Source organism: Micromonospora parastrephiae (assembly GCF_016802865.1).
In the GTDB taxonomy this organism is placed as follows: Bacteria; Actinomycetota; Actinomycetes; order Mycobacteriales; family Micromonosporaceae; genus Micromonospora; species Micromonospora parastrephiae.
This window is the reverse complement of sequence record NZ_JAEVHM010000124.1, coordinates 1-17,141: the sequence shown is the minus strand read 5'-3', so window position 1 is coordinate 17,141 and position 17,141 is coordinate 1. Positions and strand designations below refer to the sequence as shown.

Below are 17,141 nucleotides of genomic sequence, written 5' to 3'. Positions count from 1 at the left end.
AGCCCGGCCCGGGCGCCGGTCCGGGCACCGGCCCCGGTGGCGCTCCGGCCGGTGCCGCCGACCCGTCCTGCGGGCGGTTCGCCGCCGACGTGTGCGCCGCGTACCTGCGGATCGCCACCACCGGCCGGGCCGACCAGGCCGCCGTCGACCTGCTGCGCCGGTCCAGTCCGGCGGGCGTGCTGGACCGGATCAAGGCGCCCACGCTGCTGGTGCAGGGTGAGGCGGACACCCTCTTCCCGCTCGGCGAGGGGGACGCGAACGCGCGCGGCATCGCGGCCGCCGGCACGCCGGTGCGGGTCGCCTGGTTCACCGGCGGGCACGACGGCGGCAGTGGACCCCGATCGGACGAAGACCGGGTGAAGTTCCTGACCGTCCAGTGGCTCGACCACTACGTCAAGGGCGAGGGTGACGCCCCCGGCGACGATTTCACCTGGTCGCGGATCGCCGGCTTCGACGCGCTCGACCGGGGGCTGGTCGCCACCGGTTTCCGTCGCGCCGACTATCCGGGCCTGGCCGGCAACAGCCGCCGGAAGGTGACGGTCGCCGGCCCGGCGCAGCCGATCGCGAACCCGCCGAACGGCAACCCGGCCGCCATCTCCTCGGTCCCGTTCGCCGGTGGGCTCGCCTCGCTGCTCGACGGCGTGGCCGGGGACGTACCCGGCCAGCACGCACGCTTCGAATCGACGCCGCTGACCGAGGCGGTGGACGTGGCGGGCGCGCCCACCGTCACCCTGCGGGCCGCGTCGCCGACCGGTTCGGCGGTGCTCTTCGTCAAGCTCTACGACGTCGACCCGGACGGCACGGCCACCCTGCCGAACGGGTTGGTCGCCCCGGTCCGGCTCACCGGCCTGCCGCAGCGGGTCCAGGACGCCCGCCCGGTCACCGTCACGCTGCCCGGGATCGTCCGGCGGGTGGAGGCCGGGCACCGACTGCGGCTGGTGGTGGCCAGCTCCGACCAGGCGTACACGACTCCCGCCGAACCCACCGTCTACACGGTGGCGGCGGACGGCGCGGTCGCCCTGCCCACGGTCGACGGCGAGCCGATCCCCACCACGGCGACCGTCTGGCGCTGGGTGCTCGCCGGCCTGCTCGCCGCCATCGCGGTCGGGCTCGTCGTGGTCGTCGCCATCGTCCGCCGCCGGCACCGCCGCCAGGACCGCTCCGTGCATCCGGGGTACGCGGACACCCCGCTGGCCGTGCGCGCGCTGCGCAAGGAGTACGCGGACGGCTTCGTCGCGGTGTCGAACGTCGACTTCGAGGTGCACCCGGGTCAGGTGGTGGGTCTGCTGGGGCCGAACGGTGCCGGCAAGACCACGACCCTGCGGGTGCTGATGGGGCTGACCCAGCCGACGGCTGGGGAGATCTACGTGTTCGGCCGTCGGCTGGTGCCCGGCTCGCCCGTGCTGTCCCGGATCGGCGCGCTGGTGGAGGGGCCCGGCTTCCTGCCGCACCTGTCGGGTCTGGACAACCTGAAGGCGTACTGGCGGGCCACCGGGCGGCCGGTCGAGGACGCGCACTTCGACGACGCCCTGGAGATCGCCGGACTGGGCGACTCGGTGCACCGGAAGATCAAGAACTACAGCCACGGTATGCGTCAGCGCCTCGCCATCGCCCAGGCCATGCTGGGCCGTCCCGAGCTGCTGGTGCTGGACGAGCCGACCGACGGGCTCGACCCGCCGCAGATCGCCGAGATGCGCCGGGTGCTCCAGCGGTACGCCACGGACGGCAGGGCGGTGCTGGTCTCCAGCCACCTGCTGGCCGAGGTGGAGCAGACCTGCACGCACGCGGTGGTGGTGAACAAGGGCCGCATCGTGGCGTCCGGGCCGGTGGAGGAGATCGTGGGCGAGTCGCCGAGCGTGCTGTTCGACGTCACCGACCCGGTGGCGGCGCGGGCGGTGCTGGACCGGCTGCACGGGGTCCGGGTGCTGCCGGAGAGCGACGGCCAGTTGGTGGTCGACACCAACGGCACGGCCCGCAGCGAGGTGGTGGCCGAGCTGGTGCGCGCCGGCATCGGGGTGGACCGGGTGGTGCCCCGGCGGCGCCTGGAGGACGCGTTCCTCGCCCTGGTGGGCGAGAACTCTCGGGGAAGCGGTGACCGGTGATGGCTGTCTCTGGCGCGGGTGAGGCCCGCGGCTACCGGCCGTCGGCCACCATGCCGTTCGCGGCGGAGTTCCGCCGGCAGGCGTCCCGGCGGCGGACCCAGCTGGCCCTCGGGTTCATGGTGCTGCTGCCGCTGATCATCCTTGTCGCCTTCCAGTTCAACTCGGGCGGCGACGACGACAACGGCAACAACGAGTTCGCCAGTCTGGTCGACCTGGCCACCTCCGGCGGCCTCAACTTCACCCTGTTCTCGATTTTCGTGTCGGCGTCGTTCCTGCTGGTGGTCGTCGTCGCGTTGTTCTGCGGGGACACGGTGGCCAGCGAGGCGAGCTGGGGCAGCCTGCGCTATCTGCTGGCGGTCCCGGTGCCCCGGGCCCGGCTGTTGACGGTGAAGCTGGTGGTCGCGCTCGCGTACTCGGGTCTGGCCCTGCTGCTGTTGGCCGGCACCGCCCTGGTCGCCGGCACCCTGCGCTACGGCTGGTCGCCGCTGCGCAGCACGGTCGCCGCCGAGCTGGAGCCGACCGAGGGGCTGCTCCGGCTGCTGGCCGTGCTCGGCTACCTGGCGGTCGTACTCCTGGTGGTGGCCGGGCTGGCGTTCCTGCTGTCGGTGACGACGGACGCCGCGTTGGGCGCGGTGGGTGGTGCGGTGCTGCTGTGGATCCTGTCCAGCATCCTGGACCAGATCACCGCCCTGGGCGCGCTGCGGGACTTCCTGCCCACCCACTTCAGCACCGCCTGGCTGGGGCTGCTCTCCACCCCGGTGCAGACCGACGACGTGGTGCGTGGCTGCATTTCCGCGATCAGCTACGCGACGCTGTTCTGGGGGCTGGCGTTCTGGCGCTTCACCCGCAAGGACATCACGTCGTAGCTTTCTTCGAGGCGCTGACGCCGATCCGGCCGGTGTTGCCCACGTCGATCGGCCCGTCCGGGTCCACTGCCGGGCTCATGATCCACTCCATTCCGCCGATATCGGGGTATCCCGCGACCGGGACGCCGCGATGTCAGCGACACGAAGTGGATCATGCGCGCCGTCCTGTGTGGGCAGCTCCGCGGGGCTGTACGGGCTGCTTGACAGGCTGTACCGTCAGCTCGGGAGCGCTCCCACGCCGACGGTGGCCGGCTTGGCGCCCGGTCGAAGTTCTTGCATAGGTGCAGTTGAGAGTCGGCGCCGCGAAATCCGCCGCCGCGCACTTTTCCCTGAGATGTTTTCGGCAGGGACTTTCCCATCAGCAAGGAATTTATGAAAATCGATGGCTTCATGGCTCATCATTGATAGGCATCTATCCCTATCCATGGAGGTCTCCATGAACGTCTCTCGGCTCGGCGGGCCGACCCTGTCCCTGTTCCGCATCGTGACAGGACTGCTGTTCACGTTGCACGGCCTGTCCTCGGTCTTCGGGTTGTTCGGCGGCAACCCGATGACCGGCAAGGCGGTACCGCTCGGCACCTGGCCGGGCTGGTGGGCCGCCCTGATCCAGCTGGTCTGCGGCGTACTGGTGCTGGTCGGGCTCTTCGCCCGACCCGCCGCGTTTCTCGCGTCCGGCTCGATGGCGTACGCCTATTTCGTCGTGCACCAGCCGGACGGGCTGCTGCCGCTGCACAACGGCGGTGAGCTGGCAGCGCTCTTCTGCTGGTCGTTCCTGCTGGTCGCCGCACTCGGGTCGGGCCCCTGGGCGCTCGACGCGCTGCTCGCCCGGCGCCGCGCCGGCAATACATCCCCATCGGCGGCCGAGCCCAGCCCGGTAACCGCCTGACCGCACCGAGCGTCGCCGGAGCCCCCACGAGGCGGCTCCGGCGACGCGCCGGGTCAGGGGCCGCCCATCGGTGATGCCGCAAACGATTCAGCTCCACAGCGTGCGCCGGTGGCAGGTCCACCCGCCCGGCGCGCGAGGCCCGCAGCCGGCGAAAGAGGGTCGTGCGGCGTCAGGCCGGCGGACGGGGGGTGAGGACCGCGTCCAGCAGGCCGGGGTAGATCTTCTCCAGCTCGTCGCGGCGGAGTCGCACGTAGCGGCTGGTGCCGGCGGCCCGGGTGCGGGTCAGGCCCGCCTCGCGCAGCACCCTGAGGTGGTGGCTGCGGGTCGCCTTGGAGACGCCGAAGTCGAGGGTGCCGCAGGCGGTCTCGCCGCCCTCGGCGAGCGCCCGCACGATCTGTAGCCGTACCTCGTCGGCGAGTGCGGCCAGCACGGCGGTGACCGGCACGGCGGTCAGGTCGGGTTCGTGCGGCTCCATGTGACCAGTGTAACCGTTGTTCGACAAATGTCGAACAAGCTCCTAGGGTCGGTGTCGTTGGTTCGACGATACTCGAACAAAGGAGCTGACGATGCGATCCCGCACCGCCGCCTACCCGCTGCTCGCCGTGGTCGGTTGGGGAGTGATGTTCCCCATCCTGGCCAGTGCGCTGACCCGGGTCGACCCGCTCAACCTGACCACCGCCCGCTACCTGTTGGCCACCGTCATCCTGGTCGGCATCCTGCTGCTCCGCGAGGGCGCCGGTGCGCTGCGGCACGGCGGCCGGGCGGTCGAGCTGGTGGTGCTCGGCGTCATCGGATTCGCAGGATTCAACGTGCTCACCAACCTGGCGCTCGAACACGCCGCCCCGCAGCAGGTCGCCCTCTTCGTGGCCACCACCCCGGTGATCACCCAACTGGTCCGGTGGGCCCGTGACGGCGTACGCCCCAAGCCGCTCCTGCTGGCCCTCTCCCTGGTGGCGCTCCTCGGCGTCGGCCTGGTGATCACCCGCGGCAGCCTGGCCGGGCTCGGCCAGTTCGGCGTCGGCGCGCTGATGATGATCGGAGCGGTGATCGGCTGGGGCATCTACACCCACGGCGCCAGCCAGTTCGGCGACTGGTCGCCGCTGCGCTTCACCACCCTGACCGCGCTCGCCGGCACGGCCGCCATGCTCGCCGCGAGCATCGCCGCCGACGCCCTCGGCTGGCAGCACGCGCCGGCCGCCGCCGACCTCGCGGCGGTCGCCCCGCAGTTGGCGTACGCCGTGATCGTCGGCGCCGTGATCGCGGTCCTGGCCTGGAACACCGGCGTGCAGCGGCTCGGCGCCGCCAACGCGGCCCTGTTCATGAACCTGGTACCGGTGACCACGTTCGCGGTGCAGATCGCCCGCGGCTACCGGCCCGACCCGGTCGAGGTGATCGGCGCCGCGATCACCATCGCCGCTCTGATCGCCGCGAACCTCGCCAACAGGGCACGGACCCGGGCGTCATCCCTGCCGCAACCGACCGCGGTCACGGACCCGACCGCGGTGGTCGACCCGGTCGCGGTGGCCGTCCGCTGACCCACTCCTTGGGATGCCCGGTGGAAGCCACGGGCAACGTTGCCTAGACTCGACGGCACAACTGCATACCTCATCCAGAGGGGCTGAGGGATACGGCCCGACGACGCCCCGGCAACCACCCCGCGCGCTCACCGCTGAGCGACCCGCGGGGCAGGTGCCAATTCCGTCCCCGCCGCACCGTGCGATGCGGGGAAAGATGAGAGGACTCCTCGACATGACGTCGACGCTCGCCGCCCCCGGTATCGGCACCTCCGCCAGCCCCGCCCGCGCCCTGGTCTGCCGCGCCTGCTCGGCCCGCTACCCGCTCGCCGCGCAGCACGCCTGTTACGAGTGTTTCGGTCCGCTGGAGGTCGACTACGACACCGCCGCCCTGGCCACGGTCACCCGGGAGCAGATCGAGGCCGGCCCGCAGAACATCTGGCGCTACGCCGCCCTGCTGCCCGTCGGCCAGGACCCGGCCACCCGGGTCACCCTCGACCCGGGGCTCACCCCGCTGGTGGCGGCCCCGCACCTCGCCGCCGAGCTGGGCATCACCGCACCGCTCTGGGTCAAGGACGACAGCGCCAACCCGACCCACTCGTTCAAGGACCGGGTCGTCTCGGTGGCGCTCACCGCCGCGAAGGCGCTCGGCTTCACCCGGTTCGCCTGCGCGTCGACCGGCAACCTGGCCAACTCGGTAGCCGCGCACGGCGCTCGCGCCGGAGTGCCGTCGGTGGTCTTCATCCCCAGTGACCTGGAGCAGGGCAAGGTCATCACCACCGCCGTCTACGGCGGCGAGCTGGTCGCCATCGACGGCTCGTACGACGACGTCAACCGGCTCTGCGGTGAGCTGGTGGAGACCGACGAGTTCGAGGACACCGCGTTCGTCAACGTCAACGTCCGGCCGTACTACGCGGAGGGCTCCAAGACCCTCGGCTACGAGGTGGCCGAGCAGCTCGGCTGGCGGATCCCCGCCCAGGTGGTCATCCCGGTGGCCAGCGGTGAACTGCTCACCAAGATTGACAAGGCGTTCTCCGAGCTGGTCGAGATCGGCCTGGTGGAGGCGCCGGTCGGCGGCTGGAAGGTCTTCGGCGCGCAGTCGGCCGGCTGCAACCCGATCGCGACCGCGTTGCACGCCGACACGGACACGATCACCCCGGTCAAGCCCACCGGCATCGCCAAGTCGCTCAACATCGGCGACCCGGCCGCCGGCCTCTACGCCCTGGAGGCGGTCCGCCGCACCGGTGGCTGGATGGAGTACGTCGACGACGACGAGATCCGCGCCGGCATCCGCGATCTGGCCCGCACCACCGGTGTCTTCGCCGAAACCGCCGGTGGCGTCACCGTGGCGGTGCTGCGAAAGCTCGTCGAGTCCGGTCGGCTCGACCCGACGGCCGAGACCGTCGTGTTCAACACCGGCGAGGGTCTGAAGACCATCGACGCGGTGGCCGGCCAGGTCGGGCCGACCCACCACATCAAGCCCTCCCTGCGCGCCGCCCGGGACGCCGGTCTCCTCGGCTGAACCGGGCATCGGGTCGATCCGCCGGGTAACTGGCTTTTCGCTGTGAGTGTGGAAAACCCGCCGCTATGGACTTGACGACAGGAACCGGACGGCGCAAGATGCTCCGTGCGGGAGGGCATTTCGCCGGAGACTTTTGAAGTTCTTGCGACCCAACGCCGGAGGCGTTGTGCGAGTGTCCCTCCCGACCACGTTCGATCGGGCCAGCGAATAATCGCTGCCCGATCGCTTTTCCGGGGTGCACGCTCAGCGGCATGAGCATCAGCATCGCGTCGTTCGACGGCACCGACCGGGCCGCGGTCGACGAGGCGTACCGGATCGGGGCGGCGGCCAACGACGTCGACCTGCCGGACTTTCCGCCCTTCTGCCGGCGACGCTTCGACGCGCTCTTCCACACGCCGGCGCCCGACACCCGGACGCTCTGGGCGCTGGCCCGGCTGGACGGCGTACCGGCCGGTTACCTGCAACTCGACCTGCCGCAGTTGGACAACACCGACAACGCCACGGCCGAGCTGGTGGTGCACCCCGAGCTGCGGCGGCGGGGTGTCGGCCGGGCGTTGCACGAGTACGGGGTGCGCCTGCTGCGCGAGCACGGACGCAAGCGGGTCGTCGCGATGACCGTCTCCGCGCTGCCCGGCGGGCCGGCCCGTTCGGGCGCGGGCAACGCGTTCGCCGCCACCACCGGCGCCCAGTCCGCGCTGGCCGAGGTGCGTCGCCGGCTCGACGTCGGCGAGATCGACCGGGTCGCGCTGCGGGCGGCGCTGGCCGACGCCCGGCCGCGGGCCGAGGGCTACCGGTCGGTCTGCTGGCAGGGCGCCACTCCGCAGGAGTACGTGGCGGACGTCGCCTACCTGGACGGCCGACTGCTCATGGACGCGCCCATGGGCGACGTGCAGTGGGAGCCGGAGCAGGTGGACGCCGAGCGGATCCGTGGCACCGAGCGGAGCCTCGACGCCAAGGGTCGCCGGCGCTACCACCTCGGGGTACGCCACGAGGAGTCCGGCCGGTTGGTCGCCTGGACCCTGCTGGGCGTGGGCGCCTCCGCCGACTGGCACGCGTTCCAGCAGATCACCATCGTCGACCCGGCACACCGGGGGCACCGGCTCGGCCTCATCGCCAAGGCGGAGAACCTGCACCACCTGCTCACCCACGAACCGGCGGTCCGGGTGATCGACACCTTCAACGCGGCCAGCAACAGCTACATGGTGGCGATCAACGAGCAGCTCGGCTTCCGCCCCGTGGACGCCTGGAACAACTGGCAGCTCGCCCTCTGACGGGTATCGGCCCTACTGCTCGCGGACCTGACTCGTGCATGATGGCGGGCATGACGGAGACCCCGCAGCCCCTGTACGACAGGCACGCCGACACCCTCAACCGTGCGCTGACCGCGATCACGGAGCGGGGCTACTGGTCCGCCTATCCCGAGTCCCCCAGCCCCCGGGTGTACGGCGAGACCGCCGCCGCCGACGGCAAGGCCGCGTTCGAGGCGTACCTCGGTGGCGACTTCCCCCTCGACCAGCCCGGCACCGGCGAACGCGTCGCCACCGAGGCCAGCCCGTTCGGGGTGGAGCTGGCGGTGCGTTACCCGCACGCCGGCACCGACGAGCTGATCCGCGCCGCCTCCGCCGCGCTGCCCGCCTGGCGCGACGCCGGCCCGCAGGCCCGGGTGGGGGTCTGCCTGGAGATCCTCGGCCGGCTGCACAAGCACATCTTCGAGCTGGCGAACGCGGTGCAGTTCACCAGCGGGCAGGCGTTCGTGATGGCCTTCCAGGCCGGCGGCGCGCACGCGCTGGACCGGGCGCTGGAGGCGCTGGCGTACGCGTACGCCGAGATGACCCGGCACCCGGGCACGGCCGGCTGGGAGAAGTCCGCCGGCAAGGGTGACCCGCTGCGGATGACCAAGACGTTCCACGTGGTGCCGCGTGGGGTGGCGCTGGTGATCGGCTGCAACACCTTCCCGACCTGGAACTCGTACCCCGGCCTGTTCGCGTCGCTGGTCACCGGAAACCCGGTGATCGTCAAGCCGCACCCGCGCGCGGTGCTGCCGCTGGCCATCACCGTGAAGTACGCCCGGGAGGTGCTCGCCGAGGCCGGCTTCGACCCGAACCTCGTCCTGCTGGCCGCCGAGGCGCCCGGCGAGAAGCTCGCCAGCGACCTCGCCCTGCACCGCTCCGTCAAGATCGTCGACTTCACCGGTTCCACCGAGTACGGCGACTGGCTGGAGACGCACGCCCGGCAGGCGTCGGTCTACACCGAGAAGGCCGGCCTGAACACGGTCGTCATCGACTCCACCGACGACTTCGCCGGCATGTGCCGCAACCTCGGCTTCACCCTGACCCTCTACAGCGGTCAGATGTGCACCACCTCGCAGAACATCCTCATCCCCGCCGGCGGCATCGACACCGACCAGGGGCACAAGAGCTTCGACGAGGTCGCCGGTGGGATCGCCGCGGCGGTCGGCAAGCTGACCGCCGACCCCGCCCGGGGCGTCGAGTTGACCGGCGCCATCGTCAACGACGGGGTGTTGGAGCGGCTGGCCGACGTGACCAAGGTGGGCGAGCCGGTGCTGGAGTCACGGGCCGTCGCCCACCCGGCGTACGCCGACGCGGTGGTCCGTACCCCGACGATCGTGAAGCTGACCGCCGACGACGCGGAGACGTACGGCCGGGAGTGGTTCGGCCCGATCTCCTTCGCCATCGCCACCGACTCCACCGCCCACAGCCTGGAGCTGCTGCGTCGGACGGTCGGCGAGAAGGGCGCGCTCACCGCCGGGGTCTACTCCACCGACGAGTCGGTGCTGGACGCCGCCGAGGCGGTCGCGGTCGAGGTCGGCGTGCACCTGTCCTGCAACCTGACCGGCGGGGTCTTCGTGAACCAGTCGGCCGCGTTCTCCGACTTCCACGGCAGCGGCGCCAACGCGGCGGCCAACTCGGCGTTGACCGACGGGGCGTACGTGGCCAACCGGTTCCGGATCGTCCAGTCCCGGCGGCACGTCTGAGTGGGGTTGCGGTTGGTGACCAAGAGGTTTGCGTCACCGGGGCCCTGTTGTTGACGCAAACCTCTTGATCGTCGGGGGTCAGGCTGGGCGGCGCATCTGTAGCTCGGTCAGGGCTGGGATCGTCGGGTGGGGGACCCGTACGCCGGTGTCCTCGAAGCCCAGCCGCTGGTAGGCCCGGTAGGCGCGGTCGTTGCCGACCACCACCTCCAGCAGCAGCTCCGGCCGACCGCAGGCCCTCGACCAGGCAGCCACCTCCTCGATCAGCTCGCCGAGCAGGCCGGTGCCCCGCCACGTCGGCGTGACGTAGACCGCGTAGATGACGGTCAGCCCGGCCTCGCGTGGTGCGACGGTGCCACCGGCGTGCCCGACGAACCGGCCGCCCGGATCCGCCACGAACTGCGCGGTGTCGGCGCCGCGCGAGGTGTACGCCACCCGCGCGGCGTACTCGGCGTGGGACCGGGCGGCCGCGTCGGCGATCGTCTCCAGAAAGGCCAGCGGCGCGTCGGCGAGCATCTCCAGGCGCAACGCCCGCATCCGGGCGGCGTCCTCCGGCCGAACCCGGCGGATCTGCGCCTGCCGCAGGGCGGGCGAGCCCGTGTCGGTGGTCATGCCGCATGCCTATCACAGGGCTGGAAGCGGTTTTCGGCGGTAATCACGGGGGTGGATCTTGTGATGGGAATCCGGCTCACCGTCACGGTCGGCACGCCCTGAAATATGCCCGATTTGTGATCGTGCGCGACCGTCACTCCTCGTGTAGCGTGCGATTTCGGTCACCCGTTTCAGCGGCCGTCATCGATTGCCGGAGCGGTGGTCCGCGGGCGCTCGGCCACGCCGTGCGCCGGGGCAGGGAGCGCCGCGCAGAGTGAGGAAGTGCACCGTGGCACAGGGCACCGTGAAGTGGTTCAACGCCGAAAAGGGCTACGGCTTCATCGCCGTGGACGGCGGTCAGGACGTGTTCGTCCACTTCTCCGCGATCGAGATGGACGGCTACAAGGCGCTGGACGACGGTCAGCGGGTGGAGTTCGAGATCGCCCAGGGCCAGAAGGGCCCACAGGCCGAGCACGTACGCCTCCTCGCCTGAGCCTCTCCGCCCCGATCGATTCCCGCGCGTCGGGGCTGCGGTGCGGGCACACACCCGGGAAGATCGTGAACCGTTCCAGCCGATGCTGAGGAGGGTTCATGACCGACCAGCCGCCCCCGCCCACTCCGCCTCCCGGGCCGGGGGCGCCGGGCCCGTCCGACCCGGGCGCACCCGGCGGTCAGGCCGGCCCGCCGCCCGGCTGGGATCCCGCGCAGGGCGGCTGGGCTACGCCCGGAGCGCCTCCTCCGCAGGGCTGGGTGTCCCCTCCCACCGGCGGCTACCCGCCGGACGCCGGCCCCTTCCCCCGGCAGCCGTGGTATCCGGGCGCGCCGGTCGGTTGGTACCCGCCGGGTCACGGGTTCGACCCGAACGACGCCCTGGTCACCCCGCCCGGCGCTGGTATCGGCAACTGGTTCACCCGGTGCGGGGGAGCGCTGCGCCGGGGCTGGCGGCTGCTGGTGCCCATCATGGTGCTCACCCAGGTGCTGCCAGCGGCCGTGCTCTCGGTGATCTCCCTCGGTGTGGACCCGTCGGCCGGCTGGGCGGCGCAGGTCGAGGCTGATCCACCGTCCGGGCTGCCGGAGACGTTCGTCACGGACCTGGTGAGTCTCCTGGCCGTACTGATCGTCGGCAGCCTGCTGATCGGGCTGATGCAGGCGGTGGGGTGGGCCGCGGGCAGTTGGGTGATCACCCGGCAGGCGGCGGGGGAGCCCGTCGGCCTGGGGCCGGCGCTGCGCTACGGCGCACGACGGGCACTCGGACTGTGGGGCTGGACCCTGTTGACCAGTCTGCTCATCGGGGTGGGGCTCTGCTTCTGCGTGCTACCGGGCATCTACCTGGCGTTCGCGTTGAGCATGACCGGGCCGGTCTACCTGTTCGAACGGCAGAACCCGATCGGTCGGTCGTTCCGGATGTTCCACGATCGGCTCGGCCTGCTGCTGGGTCGGGTGGCGCTCGTCGTCGCGGCGGTGATCGTGGCCAGCGTGATCCCGTCGGTGCTGGAGTCGATCGTCTCCGCCCCGTTGGGTCCGGATCCGCTCGCGTCGCCGGGCACCGCAGTCGGCATCGTCGCGGTGATCGGGGTCTCAGCCCTGCTGGCCCTGCCGGCCCACCTCGCCCAGTTGATCGGTCTGCTGGTCACGTACGCCGAGCAGCGGGCCCATGAGGCGCCGGTGAACAGCGCCCGGCTGGCTGTGGAACTCGGCTGAGCGGACCCATCGTGCTTGCACTCGGCAGGGGAGAGTGCTAAACAAGTCATTGGCACTCGCATACCGTGAGTGCCAATGGTCGGGACGGTGGGGCCAGGTTGCACCGGCGTGGAGACGCCGGGGCGGCACATGGCCGGTCGTCGCGGGCTATCCGGCCCGGCCGAAGGACGTCGTCGTCGCCTGGTGGCGACGTCCCAAGTGCGTACACCAGGCGGCCCATCCGGGACACACACTCGGGTGGCCGTGAGTGTCCAGGAGGACAACGCCGTATGGCAAAGATGATCGCGTTCGACGAAGAGGCGCGCCGCGGCCTCGAGCGTGGCATGAACCAGCTCGCCGACGCCGTAAAGGTGACCCTCGGCCCCAAGGGCCGCAACGTCGTGCTCGAGAAGAAGTGGGGTGCCCCCACCATCACCAACGATGGTGTGAGCATCGCCAAGGAGATCGAGCTCGAGGACCCGTACGAGAAGATCGGCGCCGAGCTGGTCAAGGAGGTCGCCAAGAAGACCGACGACGTTGCCGGTGACGGCACGACGACGGCGACCGTCCTGGCCCAGGCCCTGGTTCGCGAGGGCCTGCGCAACGTGGCCGCCGGCGCCAACCCGATGGCCCTGAAGCGGGGCATCGAGGCCGCGGTCGCGAGCGTCTCGGAGGAGCTGTCCAAGCTCGCCAAGGACGTCGAGACCAAGGAGCAGATCGCCTCCACCGCCTCCATCTCCGCTGGTGACAGCACCGTCGGCGAGATCATCGCCGAGGCGATGGACAAGGTCGGCAAGGAAGGCGTCATCACCGTCGAGGAGAGCAACACCTTCGGGCTGGAGCTGGAGCTCACCGAGGGTATGCGCTTCGACAAGGGCTACATCTCGGCCTACTTCATGACCGACCCGGAGCGTATGGAGGCCGTCTTCGACGACCCGTACATCCTGATCGCCAACAGCAAGATCTCGTCCGTGAAGGACCTGCTCCCGATCCTGGAGAAGGTCATGCAGTCGGGCAAGCCGCTGCTGATCATCGCCGAGGACCTGGAGGGCGAGGCCCTGGCCACCCTGGTGGTCAACAAGGTCCGTGGCACCTTCAAGTCGGTCGCCGTCAAGGCGCCGGGCTTCGGTGACCGCCGCAAGGCCATGCTGACCGACATCGCCATCCTCGCCGGTGGCCAGGTCATCAGCGAGGAGGTCGGCCTCAAGCTGGACGCCGCCAGCCTCGACATGCTGGGCCGCGCCCGCAAGGTCGTGGTGACCAAGGACGAGACCACCATCGTCGACGGTGCCGGTGACGCCGAGCAGATCCAGGGCCGGGTCAACCAGATCCGGGCCGAGATCGACAAGAGCGACTCCGACTACGACCGGGAGAAGCTGCAGGAGCGGCTGGCCAAGCTGGCCGGCGGCGTTGCGGTCATCAAGGTCGGCGCGGCCACCGAGGTCGAGCTCAAGGAGCGCAAGCACCGCATCGAGGACGCCGTTCGCAACGCGAAGGCCGCCGTCGAGGAGGGCATCGTCCCGGGTGGTGGCGTCGCGCTGGTGCAGGCCGGCAAGACCGCCTTCGACAAGCTGGACCTGGTCGGCGACGAGGCGACCGGTGCCAACATCGTCAAGGTCGCGCTGGACGCCCCGCTGCGGCAGATCGCCGTCAACGCCGGCCTTGAGGGCGGCGTCGTGGTGGAGAAGGTCCGTAACCTCGAAGCGGGTCACGGCCTCAACGCCGCCAACGGCGAGTACGTCGACCTGCTGGCCGCGGGCATCATCGACCCGGCCAAGGTGACCCGCTCGGCGCTGCAGAACGCCGCTTCCATCGCGGCGCTCTTCCTCACCACCGAGGCCGTCGTCGCGGACAAGCCGGAGAAGACCCCGGCTGCCCCGGCTGGTCCGGGTGGCGGGGACATGGACTTCTGAGTCCAGTTTCCGACACACCGAACGGGGCGGGCCGCTGACGCGGTCCGCCCCGTTCGTCGTCAGGTGGGCAGCGGGCGCTGGTTACGCCTCTTCTGCGCCCGGTCGTACGGCGGAAGCAGCTGGATCGGCGCGTCCACCATCTCCTGCGGCTCCTCGATCGCCGACTCGCCGTCGGTGGTCATTTCGGCCAGTTGTTCGGCGTCGCCGTAGTCGAGCCGGTCGAACGGCAGTTGGCCGGGCAGGTCGCCGACCGGTTTCCAGGTGATCGGCGGGCCGTCCTCGGTCTGGTCGTCATCCGTGGTCATGGCTGCCTCCTCTACCGAAACGGTAGGGGGCGTCGATGGGCGGTGCGGGCGAATGAATCTATGTCCCATTTGCCCAGTTATGCTGCCGGTAGGGACCGCCGGTACAGGAAGAAGACCCGCTCGATCCGCGCGCCGGCGCTGCCCGAGTAGAACGGCACCGGCCCCACCCAGCCGATCTCTGCCCGGTCCAGCCCCGCCGCCCGCTGGTCGCGCAGACAGCGACGCAGCAGCACCCCACCGATCCCGGAACCCTCGGCCGCCGGAGCGGTGCCCATCGGCCCGAACCAGCTCGGCCGCGACGACCCGTACGCGGCGAAGCCGAGCAACTCGCCGTCCCGCTCCGCCAGATGACAACCAGCGCCCGCCCGGCCCACCGAACCGGCCAACTCGCCGTCCCACGTCCCGCCGAAGGTGGACCGGGCGAACGCGGTCAGCGCCGGCAGGTCCGCAGGCTCCGCCCGACGTACCGTGATTCCCCGCTCGGCCAGCCGCCGCTCCGCCGCCTCGGTCGACCGCAGCGCCGGCGAGCCGTCGTACGACAGGTCGGCGGTCATGTTCCAGGCGGTCCGGTCCTGCCGGTAGCCCCACGCCAGGGCGGCGCAGACCGCAGGCGTGTAGCGCACGTCGATGCCCGGCCACGCGTAGTACGGCGGGTTCCCGGCGAGCAGCACCTCGGTCACCCCGCGCTCGGCGAGCACCGCTTCGGCGCGCGCCAGCAGCGCCCGGCCCACCCCCTGGCGACGCTGGTCCGGAAGAACCGCGACCAGGTCCACGTGCCCGAGCGTCGGGTCGTTCGGCGGCACCGAGCAGAGCAGCACTCCGACGAGTTCCGCCCCCCCGGTAGGCGCCCAGCCCGACCACCGGCCGGTCGGCGCTGGCGCGGGGCCAGAGCACATCCACGATGGGGGCCGCCTCGGCGGCGTCCTCGGGCAGGTCGAGTGCCCGCTCGCAGAGCCGTACCACGGCGGGGGCCAGTTCGGGGGTCAGCTCGGTGATGGTGATCTCGGCGTCCATGATCGCGACCTTAGATCACCGTCGGGCGGCGCGGACGGCGGCGAGGGCGTCGACCTGGCCGGCGCCGGTGACGTTCGCCGGGCCGCCGCAGGCGTCGGCCGGGTTGCGGGAGCGGTAGGTGGGTACGGCCGGCGTCGCGGTGTCCCGCAGGATCTGCCGCGTCCGGGCCAGGTCGCCGACCAGCGCCGGATTCGCCGACCACATCAGCGCCACCACCCCGGCCACCTGGGGCGTCGCCATCGACGTGCCGTCCAGGGCGGCGTACCCGCCACCCGGCATCGCCGACACCACACCCACGCCCGGCGCCAGCACGTCCGGCTTGCCCACGCCACCGGGCACGGGCCCGCGCGAGGAGAACTCGGCCACCCGCCGCTGCGCGTCCACCGCGCCCACGGTCAGCACGTCCGGGTACGGCGCGGGTGGGTCGTCGATCGACGCGCACCACGGGCCGGTGTTGCCGGCGGCGGCGACCACGAAGATCCCGGCGGCGTCCAGCGCGGCGGTGGCCGGTCGCAGAACCCGCTGGTCGCAGCCCTCGATCGAGGGGCAACCCCAGGAGTTCGTCAGCACCTGCGGGGCGCGTTCCGGCCGGCCGTCGGTGAACGGGTCGCCGCCGGCAGGGAAGGGCGCCAGCATGAACTGGAGGCAGTCCAGGTAGTGCCCCGGGCTGCCCAGGTTGCGGTCCAGGTTGACGCAGCCCACCCACTGCGCGTCCGGCGCCACACCGATGCCGTCCCGCCCGACCGCGCTGCCCACCGTGTGGGTGCCGTGCCCGCCCTTGTCGGTCGGGCTCCGGGTGTCGTTCCACGGGTCGTACCAGGAGTCGTTTCCGCCGCGGAACCCGGCCCGCAGCGCCGGGTGGGTCCCGTCCACCCCGGAGTCCGAGCTGCCCACGACGATCCCGGCGCCGGTCACCCCGAGTTGCGACCAGACCTGGTCGGCGCCGAGCTGGCGGATGTTCCATTGCGGACCGGTGGGTGCGGGCGCGGTGCCCCGGCTCTGCCCGGCCGGCGCGGGTAGGGGCCGCAGGCGCTGGCTGACCAGCACCCGGGCCACCTCCGGCCGGCGCGCGAGCCACGCCCGCACCGCCGGGCCGCCGTCTACCTCGACCGCGTTGACCAGGTAGTAGGAGACCGGGTCGAGTCCCAGCCGGCTCAGGTCGCGGCGCAGGTCGGTCTGGCTGCGTTCGGCGGTGTCCACCAGCCGCCGGTAGACCTCCGTCGCCCGCGCGTCTCGTCCCGCCCGGCCCGGTACGCCGGCCGGTAGACCGTTCAGGTCGGCCTGCTCGCGCAGCACCACCAGCAGCCGCTCGCCGTAGAGGCCGGGCTGCCCGGGGCCGACGTCGACCACGCCGAACGTCACCAGCAGCACCACCGCGGCAACCGCGGCCAGCCGACGGCTCGGGGTACGCGCCGACCGCCGGGCCAGCAGCACCGCGTACCCGATGGCGACCCCGACCGCGACGGCGAGCCCGGCGCCGGCGGCGGCCGCCACCCAGAACGGCACGTCGCGGGTGCCGACCAGCAGCAGGCTGATCTCCTCCGGGTCGGTGAACGCCAGCGGGCCGAGTGCGCCCAGTCCCACCAGCCAGCCGGTCGCCGTCCGGCCGGCGTGGGCGGCGTCCGCCGGGTCGACGGTGGGCCGCCAGGTCGCGGCCCAGAGGGCGGCCAGCGTGAAACCCGCCGGTGGCAGGGTCAGCAGCGCGGGTAGCTGGGCGCCGGACTGGCCGGTGCCCGCCGCGAGCAGCAGCAGCGCC

14 protein-coding genes, 1 pseudogene and 1 riboswitch are annotated in these 17,141 nt (G+C 71.8%); of the genes and pseudogenes, 10 read left to right on the top strand and 5 right to left on the bottom strand.

Going from position 1 to position 17,141, the window contains the following annotated elements; genetic code table 11:
* From JNW91_RS21605 to JNW91_RS21595, 3 genes are all read left to right on the top strand, one after another.
* A partial coding sequence (locus JNW91_RS21605) for an ATP-binding cassette domain-containing protein (RefSeq protein ID WP_203177315.1) occupies positions 1–2,102 on the top strand: 2,102 nt, incomplete at its 5' end.
* Positions 2,102–2,968 (top strand): ABC transporter permease, encoded by an 867-nt coding sequence (locus JNW91_RS21600; RefSeq protein ID WP_203177314.1) that lies wholly within the window; start codon positions 2,102–2,104, stop codon positions 2,966–2,968. The genes JNW91_RS21605 and JNW91_RS21600, both read left to right, overlap by 1 nt.
* Positions 2,969–3,404: 436 nt before the next feature.
* Positions 3,405–3,854, top strand: a complete 450-nt coding sequence (locus tag JNW91_RS21595; protein ID WP_203177313.1) for a DoxX family protein — start codon at positions 3,405–3,407, stop codon at positions 3,852–3,854.
* 169 nt (positions 3,855–4,023) lie between these two features.
* On the opposite strand, the gene JNW91_RS21590 is transcribed toward JNW91_RS21595, so the two are convergent.
* Complete coding sequence (locus tag JNW91_RS21590; RefSeq protein WP_203177312.1) at positions 4,024–4,329, bottom strand: ArsR/SmtB family transcription factor; 306 nt, start codon at positions 4,327–4,329, stop codon at positions 4,024–4,026.
* A 91-nt stretch (positions 4,330–4,420) separates the two neighbouring features.
* On the opposite strand from JNW91_RS21590, the gene JNW91_RS21585 reads away from it, so the two are divergent.
* From JNW91_RS21585 to paaN, 4 genes are all read left to right on the top strand, one after another.
* Positions 4,421–5,389 carry a DMT family transporter gene (locus tag JNW91_RS21585; protein ID WP_203177311.1) on the top strand — a complete coding sequence of 323 codons (969 nt, stop codon included), beginning with the start codon at positions 4,421–4,423 and terminating at the stop codon, positions 5,387–5,389.
* Between the two features lie 67 nt (positions 5,390–5,456).
* A riboswitch (SAM riboswitch) is annotated at positions 5,457–5,592 on the top strand.
* Between the two features lie 11 nt (positions 5,593–5,603).
* Positions 5,604–6,890, top strand: a complete 1,287-nt coding sequence (thrC, locus tag JNW91_RS21580; protein WP_203177310.1) for a threonine synthase — start codon at positions 5,604–5,606, stop codon at positions 6,888–6,890.
* Between the two features lie 251 nt (positions 6,891–7,141).
* Positions 7,142–8,161 carry a GNAT family N-acetyltransferase gene (locus tag JNW91_RS21575; RefSeq protein ID WP_203177309.1) on the top strand — a complete coding sequence of 340 codons (1,020 nt, stop codon included), beginning with the start codon at positions 7,142–7,144 and terminating at the stop codon, positions 8,159–8,161.
* A gap of 50 nt (positions 8,162–8,211) precedes the next feature.
* The gene (paaN, locus tag JNW91_RS21570) at positions 8,212–9,885 is read left to right on the top strand and encodes a phenylacetic acid degradation protein PaaN (protein ID WP_203177308.1); all 1,674 of its coding nucleotides are present in this window, start codon (positions 8,212–8,214) and stop codon (positions 9,883–9,885) included.
* A 78-nt stretch (positions 9,886–9,963) separates the two neighbouring features.
* On the opposite strand, the gene JNW91_RS21565 is transcribed toward paaN, so the two are convergent.
* Positions 9,964–10,494, bottom strand: a complete 531-nt coding sequence (locus JNW91_RS21565; RefSeq protein WP_203177307.1) for a GNAT family N-acetyltransferase — start codon at positions 10,492–10,494, stop codon at positions 9,964–9,966.
* Between the two features lie 268 nt (positions 10,495–10,762).
* Between JNW91_RS21565 and JNW91_RS21560 the strand changes: the two genes are divergently transcribed.
* The 3 genes from JNW91_RS21560 to groL all read left to right on the top strand — a co-directional run bounded on the left by JNW91_RS21560 (position 10,763) and on the right by groL (position 14,066).
* The gene (locus tag JNW91_RS21560; protein ID WP_203177306.1) at positions 10,763–10,966 is read left to right on the top strand and encodes a cold-shock protein; all 204 of its coding nucleotides are present in this window, start codon (positions 10,763–10,765) and stop codon (positions 10,964–10,966) included.
* 98 nt (positions 10,967–11,064) lie between these two features.
* Complete coding sequence (locus JNW91_RS21555; protein WP_203177305.1) at positions 11,065–12,174, top strand: proline-rich domain-containing protein; 1,110 nt, start codon at positions 11,065–11,067, stop codon at positions 12,172–12,174.
* Positions 12,175–12,443: 269 nt separating this feature from the next.
* Positions 12,444–14,066 (top strand): chaperonin GroEL, encoded by a 1,623-nt coding sequence (gene groL / locus JNW91_RS21550; protein WP_030490078.1) that lies wholly within the window; start codon positions 12,444–12,446, stop codon positions 14,064–14,066.
* A 59-nt stretch (positions 14,067–14,125) separates the two neighbouring features.
* Here the strand turns inward: groL and JNW91_RS21545 are convergent, their stop codons facing one another.
* The 3 genes and pseudogenes from JNW91_RS21545 to JNW91_RS21535 all read right to left on the bottom strand — a co-directional run.
* On the bottom strand, positions 14,126–14,371 hold the full coding sequence (locus JNW91_RS21545; RefSeq protein WP_203177304.1) for a hypothetical protein: 246 nt from the start codon (positions 14,369–14,371) through the stop codon (positions 14,126–14,128).
* A gap of 77 nt (positions 14,372–14,448) precedes the next feature.
* Positions 14,449–15,385, bottom strand: a pseudogene (locus JNW91_RS21540) (GNAT family N-acetyltransferase).
* Positions 15,386–15,400: 15 nt separating this feature from the next.
* Positions 15,401–17,141: S8 family serine peptidase (locus JNW91_RS21535; protein ID WP_203177303.1), on the bottom strand; the 1,741-nt coding region annotated here is incomplete at its 5' end.